Raw genomic sequence first — 14190 nt, 5'->3', positions numbered from 1 at the left:
TCGGGATGGAATCAGGCTCTAGCCAGCCTGATCGAGGGGGACTTGCAAATTGATGCGTCATTTCGACGTGCTGGTCATCGGCGCGGGATCCGCCGGCTCGGTCGTGGCCAGCCGGCTCAGCGAGGACGGATCGTGCCAGGTCGGCCTGATCGAAGCCGGGATGATGCCGTCCGATCCCGATATCGCCGACCCGCTGAAATGGACGATGCTGCAAGGCCGCGCCTATGACTGGGCTTATCGGACGGTGCCGCAACCCTTTACCGCAAACCGCGTGCATGAATGGCCACGCGGCAAAATCGTCGGCGGTTCGAGCTGCCTGCACGCCATGGCCTATGTGCGCGGTCATCCCAATGATTTCCAACCCTGGGCAGAGGCCGGCGGCGAGCGCTGGTCCTATCGGGGGCTGTTGCCAGGCTTTGTCCGCAGCGAAGCCTTCACGGCCTTCGACGCGCCGTCGCGCGGCCGCAGCGGGCCGCTGGACGTCTATCTGCCGGATGCGGAGGTCAGCTCTGTCGTCCGCGCCTATATGGCTGCCGGGCGGGCCAAGGGCATCCCCGTCTTGACCGACCACAACAGCGGCGAGCTCGCCGGCACCAGCCCCAATTCGCTGAACATCCGCGACGGCAAGCGCCTGAGCGTTGCCGACGCCTATCTGCCGCCGGAGGTGATAGCGCGACGGAACCTCGCCTTGCTCACAACCCACGAGGTCGAGCATCTCTTGCTGGATGGCCACCGCGCCACCGGCTTGGCTGTTATGTGCAAAGGAGAGGCCATGACGGTCTCCGCCGACAGGATCGTTCTTTGCGCCGGCGCCGTGTCCTCGCCGCTCATCCTCATGCGGTCGGGCATTGGCGATCCGGATACGCTGAAGCGCGCGAGAATACGCTGCCTGGCCGACCGAAGCGATGTCGGCCGCAATCTGCAGGACCATCTGCTGGTTCTTGGAAACGTCTACAGCACGAAAAAGCCGGTGCCGCCGTCCCGCCTGCAGCACTCCGAATCGCTGATGTACCTGCACAGCAGCGATCCGACGCGTTCGACGGGAAGCCCCGATATCGTACTCGCCTGCGTCGTCGCTCCGTCAGCCGCCGACGGCTTGAGGGCACCGCCCTACGGCTCGGCTTTCACGATTCTATGCGGCGTCACCCACCCGACCAGCCGTGGGCGCATCGCGCCGAGCGGGCCGGACAGTGGCGATGCGCCCATTATCGACCCGCATTACCTCGAAACCGAACACGACCGAGCGATGTTCAGGATAGCCCTGAAGACGGCGCGCGTGATTGGTCATCATGCGGCGCTCGACGAGTGGCGCGACGCGGAAATTCTGCCAGGATCCTTGGTGCAGTCGGACGACGACCTTGACGGTTTCATCGCAAGCGCTGCGTCCACGCATCATCATCCTGCCGGCACTTGCAGGATGGGCGGGGATGCAGACGCCGTCGTCGACCCGGATTTGCGGCTGAACGGCTTCGACAACATCTTCATCGTCGACGCGTCGGTGATGCCGACGATCCCGAGCGGACCGATCAACGCGGCGATAGTCGCCATCGCGGAAAGCTGGGCGTCAGCTCAGCCCGGCGCATGACCCGAAAATCCCCGACGGTCTATTCCGCCCAGAGTTCGCGGCGCAGCTCGCGCCAGCTTTCCTTGTCCGGTGCGACCAGCAGGCCACCTCCGACGTGCGAAGGCAGATAGGCGCTGCCGTCGAAATGCGCGGCGTAACCGCCGGCCTCGGCGTGGATCAGCACGCCCGCCAGATGATCCCACGGCATCAGCTTGTTGTAGACGACGAAATGGGCGTGGCCGCTCGCCAGCAGACGGTATTCGTGAGCCGCGCAGCGATAGCCGAATTGCGACAAGGACTTCGTCTGGTTGCGCGCCAGCCGTGACCGTTCCGGCTCGGGCATGTACTGCCAGGAAACCGCGCCGGTCATTTGCGAGATCGGTGCAGGCTCGGCGACATGCACCTTCTCCAGAGCGCCATGCGCATGCCGTATGTGGCTGCCAGCACCCTTGGCACCGATCAGCCAGTCCTTGCCGACGGGATCGTGAATGATGCCGGCGACGGTCTCGCCCTTCACCACGACGCCCAGCATGACGCCGAACAGCGGCACGCCGGAGGCGAAGTTGAAAGTGCCGTCGACCGGATCGATGACGAAGGCGAGATCGGCGTCGCCGAGACCTTGGAGCAGCGCCGGATCATCGGAACAGGCCTCCTCGCCGACGATCATCGCCCGGGGGTAGCGCTCACGCAGCCTGACGGTGATCAACCGCTCGGCATTCACATCAGCCTCTGTCACCAGGTCGGCCGCCGAGGTCTTCTGGCGAACCTCGCCCTCATCCAGCCGGCGAAAGCGCGGCATGATCTCGGCAATGGCGGCGTCGGACAGAAGGTTGGCAAGCCAGTCGATCTCGGTTTCGTCAAATGTCATCGGCTTGCCTTGTGGTGAGGGTCTCGTTGAGGGCGGCGAAATCGAACAGCTTTCTGTCGAGCAGGTGCGAGGGCCGCACATTGGTCATGGCGTGGATCATCGTGTCCTTGCGGCCGGGCATGCGCTTTTCCAAGTCGTCGAGCATCGCCTTCATCGCATTGCGCTGCAGCCCATCCTGGCTGCCGCACAGATCGCACGGAATGATCGGGAACTTCATGGCGCCGGCGAATTTTTCGAGATCGGCCTCGGCGCAATAGGCGAGCGGCCTCAGCACCATGACGTCGCCGTCGTCGTTGAGCAGTTTTGGCGGCATGGCGGCAAGGCGCCCGCCGTGGAACAGGTTCATGAAGAAGGTTTCCAGTATGTCCTCGCGGTGGTGGCCGAGCACCAGGGCCGAACAGCCCTCCTCGCGGGCGATCCGGTAGAGATGGCCGCGCCTGAGCCGCGAGCACAGCGAACAATAGGTGCTGCCCTCGGGAAGCTTGTCGGTCACCACCGAATAGGTGTCCTGATATTCGATGCGGTATGGAATGGCGTGGCTATCGAGATAGTCAGGCAGAATGTGTTTCGGAAAATTCGGCTGGCCCTGGTCGAGGTTGCAGGCCAACAGCTCGACCGGCAGCAGCCCGCGCCATTTGAGGTCGAGCAGCACAGCGAGCAGGCCATAGGAATCCTTGCCGCCCGACAGAGCGACGAGCCAGCGATCGCCAGGCCTCACCATCGAAAAATCGTCGAGCGCCTGACGGGTGAGACGCAGCAGCCGCTTGCGCAGCTTGTTGAACTCGACGGAGGACGGCACATCGGCAAACAGCCGATGAAAGCCGCCTTCGGCATCGGCGATCGGTTCAAGTGTTTCGGCGTTCGGCAGCATGTTCATGGCGCGTCAGCCCCAAAGTCCTTGTTGCCGCCCCGGATTAGCGCATCGGCCCGAAGATCGAAATCGATTTTCGAAAGCACGATGCGTAAGTAGAAAGAACTGGAGCGTACTTTATGCGTCCAAGCGGACGCACGTCGCTCCAGCGTAGCAGACAAAGAAAAGGCCGCCTCGACGGGCGGCCTTCGAGCTGTCGCAGACGACGCCTTCGATCAGCGCGAATAGAATTCGACGACCAGGTTCGGTTCCATCTGCACGGCGAACGGAACATCCGACAGGCCGGGGATGCGCCCGAAGGTCGCGGTCATCTTGTTGTGGTCGGCCTCGATGTAATCAGGCACGTCGCGCTCGGCCAGGCCTACCGATTCCAGGACGATCACCAGCTGTTTCGACTTTTCGCGCACTTCGATGACGTCACCCGGCTTGCAGCGGTACGAGCCGATGTTGACGCGCTTGCCGTTGACATTGATGTGGCCGTGATTGACGAACTGGCGGGCGGCAAAAATGGTCGGCACGAACTTGGCGCGGTAGACGACCGCGTCGAGGCGCGATTCGAGCAGGCCGATCAGGTTCTCCGAGGTGTCGCCCTTGCGGCGGTCCGCTTCTTCATAGACCTTGCGGAACTGCTTTTCCGAAACGTCGCCGTAGTGACCCTTCAGCTTCTGCTTGGCACGCAGTTGCAGGCCGAAATCGGAAAGCTTGCCCTTGCGGCGCTGGCCGTGCTGGCCAGGACCGTATTCGCGCTTGTTGACCGGGGATTTCGGGCGGCCCCAGATATTTTCGCCGAGACGGCGGTCGATCTTGTATTTCGCGGATTCGCGCTTGCTCATCGCATTCCCTTTCAAAACAACGCACCCGGAACCTCATGGTCCGGGTGAAGGAAACGCGCCCTCCTCTGGCCCCCGTTTTCGAGACCTGACAGGGTTTTCCCACGCAACGCGGCGGAAAACCCACGGGACACGTCATTCTAGACAAGACCTGAGGAAGGATAGATCGGCTTCCCAAACGTCTTGCGCACATAAAGAAACCACCGGGCGTTGCGGCCCGGTGTTGGTGGGCTGATTAAACGGAGATCGAACCGGTGTCAAGCTTGCGGCCGGCGCTGTTCATGGCAGGCGGATACGGGCGCGGCGTTCAGGAAGAAGATGGTGTGGCGGCGTGGCCATCGCAAGGCCATCCACCACAAGGCACGACGCTACAGCGAGGCTTGGTGCGGTGGTTGCGGCTCGCTGAGGGACCGCTTCGACGCTTCCATTCAAAGTCCGCGGTTTCGGCCGCGGGCTTATGTTTGACCGCTGGCCGGTCGCGTGGAACCGAAACCGGCCCCCCCGGCGGGACGTGCCCGGTCGGAAGGGCGGACTAGTGTTTCGATTTCTTCTCGGGCAAGCCCTTGCGCTTGGTCTCGGCGAATTCCTCGAGCTGCTTTTCGCTCATGGATTTGTACATTCCCTTCGACGCGCCTTTGAGCTCGCTCTTCTTTGTCTCGCCACGCTTGGCGGACAATGCCGCGCCGGCGGCTTTCTGCTGGGCCTTTGATGTGGCTGGCATGATCGTTTCTCCCGTTTGCAATAGGAGGAAACGTATCGGTCGGGATGATGTTCCTAAATATCAGGAAATCGCCAGGCCAAATCCCTGCATCAGGCGGCGAGTCGGGAAATCAACCCGCTTTGAGGTGAAGACAGCAAGATCGGCGCCTTCCGACAACGCCTCGCCGCGGTTCTTTGGCTCGATGTCCGCAAGCAGCGAGAGCGCCCGTCGCGCAATCGCTTCGGCGGGGTCGAGCCAATCGACCGGCCAGGGTGCTGTCTTGCGCATGCGGTTGGCCAGAAAAGGATAGTGAGTGCAGGCAAGCACGACGATGTCGGTCCGCATTCCATCATGTTCGACGAAGCATGGTGCGATCTCGGCGCGCACGGCCTCTTCGTCGACAAAGCCCTCACGCATATAGACCTCGGCCAGCCCGGCCAGATTGTCGCTGCCAACCAGCCGGACATGGCATTTCTGAGCCCATTTGCCGATCAGGTCGCGTGTATACTGGCGCTTGACGGTGCCGGGCGTCGCCAACACCGAAACCAGCCCGGAGCGCGTGCGTTCCGCCGCCGGCTTGATCGCCGGCACGGTGCCGACGAAAGGATGGCCGGGAAATCTTTCGCGCAACGCATCGATGACCAGCGTCGAGGCTGTGTTGCAGGCGATGACCGAAATGGCCGGTGAAAACCGGTCGAGCAATTTTCCGAACAGCTCCAGTATATGTGCCCTCAGCGCCGGCTCCTCCCAAGCGCCATAGGGGAAAGCCGCGTCGTCGGCGACATAGACGAAGCGGCGATCGGGCATCAGCACGCGCGCTTCGCGCAGCACCGTTAACCCGCCGATGCCGGAATCGAACATCAGGATCGGGCGGGCATTTGAGGGGTCGGTCATCGTCATTGATTATGAGAGAAGGCTGGGGACCACGAGAGGAGGCTGGCTGAAGCTTTGACCAATGATGCTGGAGCCATCATGGTCTTGAAGCGACAAGATGGTCACTCATGCGAAATAACATTCGGTTACTGGTGATTGCGTGACGATTGGTCCTAGTCTTTGTCTGTCGCCTTGCCGGCGCGCGCGGCCGCTGCCGGGAGCCGCCTTGGATCATCGCCCGGCGATCCGTCGCCGCGCGGCATGGCCGGCGAAAACCTGTCCAGCGACGATATTATGCCGCGCAGCACCTTGAGCTCCGGCTCGGCGAAGCCGGCGCGCGTCAGCACCGCGCGCAGATTGTCGACCATCTTCGGCTTCTTCGGCGCCGGGCGGAAATAGCCGCGTGCTTCGAGCGCGCCTTCCAGATACGCGAACAGGCCGTGCAATTGCTCCTTGGTCGCCGGCATCATGTCAGGGCTGGAAAAATTGGTTTTCGTCTCATCTTCCAGACCCGACTTCATCCATTCATAGGACATCAGCAGGGCCGCCTGGGCGATGTTGAGCGAAGAGAAGGCGGGATCGACCGGGAAGGTGACGATCTCGTCAGCCAGGCCGACCTCGTCATTGTAGAGCCCGAACCGCTCGCGGCCGAACAGGATGCCGGTGCGCTGTCCGGATCCTTGGCGCGCCCTCAACGCCCTGCCTGCCTCGACCGGTCCACGCACCGGCTTGAAATTGTCACGTGCGCGCGCGGTGGTGGCGAAGACGAAGTTCAGGTCGGCGATCGCCGCGGCCAGATCGTCGAACACCCTGGCGGCATCGATAACGTGGTCGGCGCGGCTCGCGGCGGCGCGCGCCTTCTCGCTCGGCCAGCCGTCGCGCGGATTGACGAGGCGCAGTTCGGCAAGGCCAAAATTCGCCATGGCGCGCGCAACCATGCCGATATTCTCGCCGAGCTGGGGCTCGACCAGGATGATCGCCGGGCCTGGGGCGGGAAGGATGTCGTTGCTGGCTTGCATGGCTGTCAATGAACTGCAGTTTGCGGCATTTCAGCGTCCCCTGCCATATCCGGCCGCGAAAATGAAGCTTTCGCGGAGAACGCCCAACGCCCGCCGGTGCGGATCGCCGTTTGCGCGGCCAAAAATGCTTTGATATACGGGCCGCATCCCCGGCCCAAAGCCATGCGGGCAAGGCCGTTCCGATCCCCAACAATGAGGCATTCTTTCCATGGCGAAGATCAAGGTGGCGAACCCGGTCGTCGAACTCGACGGCGACGAGATGACCCGCATCATCTGGCAGTTCATCAAGGACAAGCTGATCCACCCCTATCTCGACCTCAAGCTTGAATATTACGACCTCGGCGTCGAGCACCGCGACGCCACCAACGATCAGGTGACCATCGATTCGGCCAATGCCATCAAGAAATACGGCGTCGGTGTGAAATGTGCGACGATCACGCCCGACGAGCAGCGCGTCGAGGAATTCAAGCTGAAGAAAATGTGGAAGTCGCCGAACGGCACGATCCGCAACATCCTCGGCGGCACCATCTTCCGCGAGCCGATCATCATGAAGAACGTGCCGCGGCTGGTGCCCGGCTGGACCAAGCCGATCATCGTCGGCCGCCACGCCTTCGGCGACCAGTACCGCGCCACCGACTTCCGCTTTCCCGGCAAGGGCAAACTGTCCATCAAGTTTGTCGGCGAGGACGGCACGGTTATCGAGCACGATGTCTACGATGCGCCGGGCGCCGGCGTCGCCATGGCCATGTATAATCTCGACGAGTCGATCCGCGAATTCGCCCGCGCCTCGCTGAACTACGGCCTGCTGCGCAATTACCCGGTCTACCTCTCGACCAAGAACACCATCCTCAAGGCCTATGACGGCCGCTTCAAGGACATTTTTCAGGAAGTCTACGAGGCCGAATTCGAAGCCGAGTTCAAATCCAACAAGCTTTGGTACGAGCACCGGCTGATTGACGACATGGTTGCCTCCAGCCTGAAATGGTCGGGCGGCTATGTCTGGGCCTGCAAGAACTATGATGGCGACGTGCAGTCCGACACCGTGGCGCAAGGCTTCGGTTCGCTCGGCCTGATGACCTCGGTGCTGATGACGCCGGACGGCAAGACGGTGGAGGCGGAAGCCGCGCATGGCACCGTCACCCGCCACTATCGCCAGCACCAGAAGGGCGAGGAAACCTCGACCAATTCGATCGCGTCGATCTTCGCCTGGACGCGCGGCCTGGCGCACCGCGCCAAGCTCGACGACAATGCCGAGCTGAAGCGCTTTGCCGATACGCTGGAAAAAGTCTGCATCCAGACCGTCGAGGCCGGCTTCATGACCAAGGACCTGTCGCTGCTGATCGGTCCCGACCAGCCATGGCTTTCGACCACCGGCTTCCTCGACAAGATCGACGAGAATCTGCAGAAGGCGATGGCCTGACGCATGACCCCGAAAATCGGAATCATTTTCGGACAGGATCATGCGCAAAATCAAAATGCTACAGCGTCCTTTGCGCGTCTGAAAAGACGCGCGGCGCTGTAGTGAGCGTCATGGGCAAGCCCGTCGTCTACGGGGCGGACTACAGCGTCTACGTGCGCATCGTCCGCCTCGCGCTCGCGGAAAAGGGCGTCGACTACGAGCTCGTACCGGTCGACATCTTTGCGGCGGACGGCATTCCGGCCTGGTATTTCGAACATCATCCCTTCGGCCGGATCCCGGCCTTCGAGCATGACGAGTTTCGCCTCTTCGAGACCAGCGCGATCACCCGCTATGTCGACGAGGCGTTCGACGGGCCGGCCCTGCAGCCGGTCGAAGTCCGGGTGCGCGCAACCATGAACCAGATCATCGGCATGCTCGACGCCTATGCCTATCGGGCGATGGTCTGGGATGTCGCTGTCGAGCGGCTGGAGAAAGAAGCGCCCGACGAGACGCTGATCGCCGACGGACTTCGGCGGGCGAGCACGGTGCTTCGCGTGCTCACCTCGCTGAAAGCCGCCGGACCGTGTCTGCTGGGCGAGCAACTGACGCTCGCCGACTTGCACGCCGCGCCGATCATCGGCTATTTTCTCAAGGTCGCCGAGGGGCAGAAGCTGCTGGCCGAATTTCCAGATATTCAGGAATGGTGGGAACGCATCGCTGCGCGCCCGAGCTTTGCCAACACCGAAAAGTCCGGGTGACAAGCGTCTGAGAGGCCGAGAGCCTTCGCCAAATTCTCCCAGATCCTTACTATCCGATCACGCGGCCTCCAGTGCCGCCTTCACCGCGGCGATCGCGTCCTCGGCCTTGGAGGCATCCGGGCCGCCGGCCTGGGCCATATCGGGGCGACCGCCGCCGCCCTGCCCGCCCAATGCCGCGGACGCCACGCGCACCAGATCGACGGCACTGAAGCGGCCGGTCAGGTCGTCGGTGACGCCGACCACGACGCTCGCCTTGTTGTCCTCCCCGGCGCCAACGAAGACGACGACGCCGGAGCCAAGCGACTTCTTGCCGGCATCGGCCAACGGCTTCAAATCCCTTGGCGAGACGCCCGATACCGCCTTGCCGAGGAAGCCGACACCGGCAATGGTTTCGTTTTCGGCCGGCACGCCGGCTGGCGAACGGTCGCCCAGCGCCAGTTTCTTGCGCGCTTCGGTCAGCTCCTTCTCGAGCTTCTTGCGCTCGTCGAGCAGCGCCTCTACGCGGGCCGGCACGTCGGCCGGCGAAATTTTCAACGTGGCGGCGACCGCCTTCAGCCGCTTGTCCTGCTCGTCGAGATGCTTTCTGGCCGCCTCTCCGGTCAGCGCCTCGATGCGGCGTACGCCGGCGGCGACTGCACCCTCCGACACCAGCCGGACCAGGCCGATATCGCCGGTGGCGCCGACATGGGTGCCGCCGCACAGCTCGACCGAGTAGGGCTTGCCGGCCTTGTCGCCGGTGACCCCGGTGCCCATCGACACGACGCGGACCTCGTCGCCATATTTTTCGCCGAACAACGCCATGGCGCCCTCGGCGATCGCATCGTCGACGCTCATCAGCCGCGTCGTCACCGGGCTGTTCTGCACGACGATTTCGTTGGCCATCGCCTCGACACGTTCCAGCTCTTCGGCTGAGATCGGCTTAGGATGCGAAAAGTCGAAGCGCAGCCGTTCCGGCGCGACCAGCGAGCCCTTCTGCCCGACATGGGTGCCAAGCACCTCACGCAGCGCCTCGTGGACAAGGTGGGTCGCCGAATGATTGGAGCGCAGCCGCGTACGCCTGACATGGTCGACCTTCAATTCGACCGCTTCACCCGTCTTGACGGTGCCGTTGGTGACCTTGCCGAAATGCACGAACAGGCCGTCGCCCTTCTTTTGCGTGTCGGTGACCTCAATCGCAAAGCCCTCGCCCGAAATCACGCCGGCGTCGCCCATCTGGCCGCCGGACTCGCCATAGAATGGCGTCTGGTTGATGACGACGCCTATCGTATCGCCGGCAGCGGCGCACTCCACCGCAACCCCATCCCTGACCAGCGCCTGGACGATGCCTTCCGCTTGCTCGGTGTCGTAGCCCAGGAATTCGGTCGCGCCCGCCTTTTCGCGCACCGCGAACCAGACGGTCTCCGTGGCTGCATCACCGGAGCCGGCCCAGCTCTTTCGCGCCTCGGCCTTCTGCCGCTCCATCGCCGCATTGAAGCCGTCGAGATCGACCGAAACGCCGCGCTGGCGAAGTGCGTCCTGGGTGAGGTCGAGCGGGAAGCCATAGGTGTCGTAGAGCTTGAACGCCGTCTCGCCGTCAAGCCGATCGCCGCTGCCGAGCGTCTCGGTTGCGTCGGCAAGCAGGCCGAGGCCGCGCGCCAACGTCTTGCGGAAGCGCGTTTCCTCGAGCTTCAGCGTCTCGGATATCAGCGGCTGGCCGCGCACCAGTTCGGGATAGGCCTGGCCCATCTCGCGCACCAGCGCCGGCACCAGCCGCCACATCAGCGGATCGCGGGCGCCCAAAAGCTGCGCATGGCGCATGGCGCGGCGCATGATGCGGCGCAGCACGTAGCCGCGGCCCTCGTTCGACGGCAGCACGCCATCGGCGATGAGGAAGCTCGAGGCGCGCAAATGATCGGCAATGACGCGGTGGCTTGCCCGGTTCTTGCCTTCCGCCTTGACGCCGGTCGCCTCTTCCGAGGCACGGATCAGCGCCTTGAACAGGTCGATGTCATAATTGTCGTGCTCGCCCTGCAGCACGGCGGCGATGCGCTCCAGCCCCATGCCGGTATCGATCGACGGGCGCGGCAGTTCGATCCGCTCCGCCTTCGTCACCTGCTCGAACTGCATGAAGACGAGGTTCCAGATCTCGATGAAGCGGTCGCCGTCCTCGTCCGGGCTGCCGGGCGGGCCGCCCGGAATGTCGTCACCATGGTCGTAGAAGATTTCCGAGCACGGGCCGCAGGGACCGGTATCGCCCATCGCCCAGAAATTGTCGCTGGTGGCGATACGGATGATCCTGTCCTCCGGCAGCCCGGCGATCTTCTTCCAGAAGCCGGCGGCCGCGTCGTCGGTATGGTAGACGGTCACCAGGAGCCTATCCTTGGCGATGCCGAACTCGCGGGTGATCAGGTTCCAGGCGAGCTCGATAGCGCGCTCCTTGAAATAATCGCCGAACGAGAAATTGCCGAGCATCTCGAAGAAGGTGTGGTGACGGGCCGTGTAGCCGACATTGTCGAGATCGTTGTGCTTGCCACCGGCGCGCACGCATTTCTGCGAGGTCGCGGCGCGCGCATAGGGGCGGCTTTCCAAGCCGGTGAAGACGTTCTTGAACTGCACCATGCCGGCGTTGGTGAACATCAGCGTCGGGTCGTTGCGCGGCACCAGCGGGCTCGAGGCGACGACCTCGTGACCCTCTTTGCGAAAATAGTCGAGAAATGCCGACCGGATCTCGTTCACGCCACTCATGGATGCTTGCCTTTTCGAGAGAACCGCCAGGGCGGAAAATGGACATGGCCTTTTAGCGATCACGCCGCAGCCTGTCCAGAAACACGGAATGGCCCAATTCGCGGGGCTTGCCGGTCGTCTCCGCGCCATCGCAGAAACGCAAACCGCCGGCGCTAGCGCCGGCGGTTTGAAACGCAAAGATACAGAACTCGATTACATAAGCTATAGATAATGAACCGGGATTATGGCCAGATTCCGACCTACCGCCGAAGCCTCACATGGCGCCGGCTTCGTCCTCGAAACCATCGTCTCCGCCTTCGGAGCCACCATTTTCGAGGAATTTCTCGGCGATCAGTCCGGCATTCTGCCGCAGCGCCAGTTCGATCTCGCGCGCCGTGTCGGGATTGTCACGCAGAAACAGCTTGGCATTCTCGCGACCCTGGCCGAGGCGCTGCGAATTGTAGGAAAACCAGGCGCCCGACTTTTCGACCACGCCGGCCTTGACGCCGAGGTCGACCAGCTCGCCGGTCTTGGACACGCCCTCGCCATACATGATGTCGAACTCGACCACCTTGAAGGGCGGCGCCAACTTGTTCTTGACCACCTTGACCCGGGTCTGGTTGCCGACGACCTCGTCGCGGTCCTTGACCGAACCGATGCGGCGAATGTCGAGGCGCACCGAAGCATAGAATTTCAGCGCGTTGCCGCCGGTCGTGGTCTCGGGCGAGCCGAACATGACGCCGATCTTCATGCGGATCTGGTTGATGAAGATGACCATGGTGTTGGAACGCGAGATCGAGGCGGTCAGCTTGCGCAGCGCCTGGCTCATCAGGCGGGCCTGCAGGCCGGGCAGCGAATCGCCCATTTCGCCCTCGATTTCGGCACGCGGCGTCAACGCCGCGACCGAATCCACCACCAGCACGTCGATGGCGCCGGAGCGCACCAGCGTGTCGCAGATCTCCAGCGCCTGCTCGCCGGTATCGGGCTGCGAGATCAAGAGGTTTTCGAGATCGACGCCGAGCTTGCGGGCATAGACCGGATCGAGCGCGTGCTCGGCATCGACGAAGGCGCAGATGCCACCCTTCTTCTGGGCTTCCGCCACGGTGTGCAGCGCCAACGTCGTCTTGCCTGAGCTTTCAGGCCCGTAGATCTCGATGATGCGGCCGCGCGGCAGGCCGCCGACGCCAAGCGCGATGTCGAGGCCAAGCGAACCCGTCGGCACCGTTTCGATCTCGACGACCTGCTCGTTTGCGCCGAGCCGCATGATCGAGCCCTTGCCGAAGGCACGCTCGATTTGCGACAGCGCCGCATCCAGAGCCTTTGATTTGTCCACTGCTTTGTCCTCTACAAGCCGCAACGTGTTCTGAGCCATGATACATCACCCCTTGGTCGTCAATGAAGGCCGGACCATCCGTTTATCCTTCCTAATTTGTACCTTATTTGTTCTCGTTTGACAAGGGGCGTCAAATATCTGAAATACAATCGATATCCTTATTTGTTCTTTTTTTGTTTCGGGTTTTCGATCCCGGATGCAATCCCGTTTCCACTGAGGGGATGGTGCTATCAACTTCCGAATCGCGCCTTCGGTTGCCGGGTCCCGTCGGACAACCTAGTCTCTATCCGGGGCAATCAGCAAAAGGTCATCTCGCCGGCATGATGAAATCGCCGACAATCCTGGCCGTAGGCGGCGCCTATATAGACCGGCGCGGCCGGCTTTCGGATGCCTTCGTGCCGGCGGCGTCAAACCCCGGCACGATGCGCGAGAATGTAGGCGGCAGCGTCTTCAATGCGCTGCGCAGCGCGGTGCGCCGCGGCGTCTCCGGCTCGCTGCTTTCGGTGCGCGGCGGCGATGTTCTGGCCGACACGGTCGCCCGCGCCATCCTTGCTGCCGGCATTGCCGATCTCTCGGCAGTGTTCCTCGATCGTACGACGCCGACCAACACGGTGCTGGTCGACCGCAACGGCGAATTGATCATCGGCCTTGCCGACATGGCGCTCTACGATCTGGCGCTTCCCAAGCAGATCCGCCGTGCCAAGGTGCGCGAGGCGGTTCGAGCCGCCGACGCGGTCCTGTGCGACGCCAACCTGCCGCCGGCAGCTCTCGAGCGGCTGGTGGCGCTCGCCGCCGGCAAGCCGGTCTTCGCCCTCGCCACATCGCCGGCCAAGGTGGCGCGGCTCACGCCGGTGCTCGGCAGCCTGGCGCTGGTCTTCATGAGCCGGACCGAGGCCATCGCGCTCGCCGGTGTCGATATCGGCGCCGGGGAGCAAGATATTGCCGACGGCTTGAGGCGCGCGGGCCTGAAGAGCGGCGTGGTGACAACGGATAACGGTCCGGTGCTGGGGTTCGGCGAAGCCGGCGCCTTCTCGATCCTGCCGCCAACAAAGGTCGCGGACGGCGCCGGCGATGCGCTGGCGGGCGCAACGGTTGCCGCTCTGCTTCGCAGCCTGACGCTGAGGGCGGCGCTACGCGAAGGCATTGCCGCGGCAATGCTTGCCATCGAAAGTGCCGAATTTGTGCCGGCCCTTGCGGCGGCGAGTTTTGCCGAGGCGCTGGCCCTTATACCCGAGCCGCAGGACGTGGCATGAGGTGATGATGACCAGCGGA

12 protein-coding genes are annotated in these 14190 nt (G+C 63.1%); 4 read left to right on the top strand and 8 right to left on the bottom strand.

The genetic code is table 11. The features are described 5' to 3' along the window. Window positions 1-52 precede the first annotated feature (52 nt). Window positions 53-1585: a GMC family oxidoreductase N-terminal domain-containing protein gene (locus tag EJ066_RS21210; protein ID WP_189644548.1), complete on the top strand. Its 1533-nt coding sequence runs from the start codon at window positions 53-55 to the stop codon at window positions 1583-1585. 19 nt (window positions 1586-1604) lie between these two features. Here EJ066_RS21210 and EJ066_RS21205 read toward each other — a convergent pair whose 3' ends face one another. From EJ066_RS21205 to EJ066_RS21180, 6 genes are all read right to left on the bottom strand, one after another. Then, the gene (locus tag EJ066_RS21205) at window positions 1605-2432 is read right to left on the bottom strand and encodes an inositol monophosphatase family protein (protein WP_126041342.1); all 828 of its coding nucleotides are present in this window, start codon (window positions 2430-2432) and stop codon (window positions 1605-1607) included. Further along, window positions 2422-3309: a tRNA 2-thiocytidine(32) synthetase TtcA gene (gene ttcA, locus EJ066_RS21200; protein ID WP_126041340.1), complete on the bottom strand. Its 888-nt coding sequence runs from the start codon at window positions 3307-3309 to the stop codon at window positions 2422-2424. The genes EJ066_RS21205 and ttcA overlap by 11 nt, the downstream gene beginning before the upstream one ends. Window positions 3310-3518: 209 nt before the next feature. Next, on the bottom strand, window positions 3519-4136 hold the full coding sequence (rpsD, locus tag EJ066_RS21195; protein ID WP_126041338.1) for a 30S ribosomal protein S4: 618 nt from the start codon (window positions 4134-4136) through the stop codon (window positions 3519-3521). Window positions 4137-4665: 529 nt separating this feature from the next. Continuing rightward, window positions 4666-4854 (bottom strand): DUF3008 family protein, encoded by a 189-nt coding sequence (locus EJ066_RS21190; protein ID WP_023717374.1) that lies wholly within the window; start codon window positions 4852-4854, stop codon window positions 4666-4668. A 60-nt stretch (window positions 4855-4914) separates the two neighbouring features. After that, on the bottom strand, window positions 4915-5727 hold the full coding sequence (gene murI / locus EJ066_RS21185) for a glutamate racemase (protein ID WP_126041336.1): 813 nt from the start codon (window positions 5725-5727) through the stop codon (window positions 4915-4917). 152 nt (window positions 5728-5879) lie between these two features. Further along, window positions 5880-6725 carry an RNA methyltransferase gene (locus EJ066_RS21180; RefSeq protein WP_126043993.1) on the bottom strand — a complete coding sequence of 282 codons (846 nt, stop codon included), beginning with the start codon at window positions 6723-6725 and terminating at the stop codon, window positions 5880-5882. Between the two features lie 208 nt (window positions 6726-6933). On the opposite strand from EJ066_RS21180, the gene EJ066_RS21175 reads away from it, so the two are divergent. Further along, a complete protein-coding gene (locus EJ066_RS21175; RefSeq protein ID WP_126041334.1) occupies window positions 6934-8145 on the top strand; it encodes an NADP-dependent isocitrate dehydrogenase in 1212 nt (403 codons plus the stop codon). Between the two features lie 110 nt (window positions 8146-8255). Beyond that, on the top strand, window positions 8256-8882 hold the full coding sequence (locus EJ066_RS21170) for a glutathione S-transferase family protein (protein ID WP_126041332.1): 627 nt from the start codon (window positions 8256-8258) through the stop codon (window positions 8880-8882). Between the two features lie 57 nt (window positions 8883-8939). Here the strand turns inward: EJ066_RS21170 and alaS are convergent, their stop codons facing one another. Both alaS and recA read right to left on the bottom strand, forming a co-directional pair. Then, window positions 8940-11606, bottom strand: a complete 2667-nt coding sequence (gene alaS / locus EJ066_RS21165; RefSeq protein WP_126041329.1) for an alanine--tRNA ligase — start codon at window positions 11604-11606, stop codon at window positions 8940-8942. 253 nt (window positions 11607-11859) lie between these two features. Further along, entirely contained in the window at window positions 11860-12957 is a 1098-nt protein-coding gene (gene recA, locus EJ066_RS21160) for a recombinase RecA (RefSeq protein WP_027028105.1), read from the bottom strand. A gap of 281 nt (window positions 12958-13238) precedes the next feature. On the opposite strand from recA, the gene EJ066_RS21155 reads away from it, so the two are divergent. Then, on the top strand, window positions 13239-14171 hold the full coding sequence (locus tag EJ066_RS21155) for a carbohydrate kinase family protein (protein ID WP_126041326.1): 933 nt from the start codon (window positions 13239-13241) through the stop codon (window positions 14169-14171). Window positions 14172-14190 lie beyond the last annotated feature (19 nt).

It is taken from the genome of Mesorhizobium sp. M9A.F.Ca.ET.002.03.1.2 (assembly GCF_003952365.1).
Classification (GTDB): Bacteria; Pseudomonadota; Alphaproteobacteria; order Rhizobiales; family Rhizobiaceae; genus Mesorhizobium.
Note: the sequence above shows the minus strand (reverse complement) of the source record. Positions and strands in the feature narration are given on the sequence as shown.

Bases quoted from the DNA above. Each gene is read 5' to 3' on its own strand.
- ttcA (WP_126041340.1), bottom strand. From the start codon at position 3,309: ATGAACATGCTGCCGAACGCCGAAACACTTGAACCGATCGCCGATGCC.
- EJ066_RS21190 (WP_023717374.1), bottom strand. From the start codon at position 4,854: ATGCCAGCCACATCAAAGGCCCAGCAGAAAGCCGCCGGCGCGGCATTG.
- EJ066_RS21180 (WP_126043993.1), bottom strand. From the start codon at position 6,725: ATGCAAGCCAGCAACGACATCCTTCCCGCCCCAGGCCCGGCGATCATC.
- rpsD (WP_126041338.1), bottom strand. From the start codon at position 4,136: ATGAGCAAGCGCGAATCCGCGAAATACAAGATCGACCGCCGTCTCGGC.
- murI (WP_126041336.1), bottom strand. From the start codon at position 5,727: ATGACCGACCCCTCAAATGCCCGCCCGATCCTGATGTTCGATTCCGGC.
- EJ066_RS21175 (WP_126041334.1), top strand. From the start codon at position 6,934: ATGGCGAAGATCAAGGTGGCGAACCCGGTCGTCGAACTCGACGGCGAC.
- EJ066_RS21210 (WP_189644548.1), top strand. From the start codon at position 53: ATGCGTCATTTCGACGTGCTGGTCATCGGCGCGGGATCCGCCGGCTCG.
- EJ066_RS21155 (WP_126041326.1), top strand. From the start codon at position 13,239: ATGATGAAATCGCCGACAATCCTGGCCGTAGGCGGCGCCTATATAGAC.
- EJ066_RS21205 (WP_126041342.1), bottom strand. From the start codon at position 2,432: ATGACATTTGACGAAACCGAGATCGACTGGCTTGCCAACCTTCTGTCC.
- recA (WP_027028105.1), bottom strand. From the start codon at position 12,957: ATGGCTCAGAACACGTTGCGGCTTGTAGAGGACAAAGCAGTGGACAAA.
- EJ066_RS21170 (WP_126041332.1), top strand. From the start codon at position 8,256: ATGGGCAAGCCCGTCGTCTACGGGGCGGACTACAGCGTCTACGTGCGC.
- alaS (WP_126041329.1), bottom strand. From the start codon at position 11,606: ATGAGTGGCGTGAACGAGATCCGGTCGGCATTTCTCGACTATTTTCGC.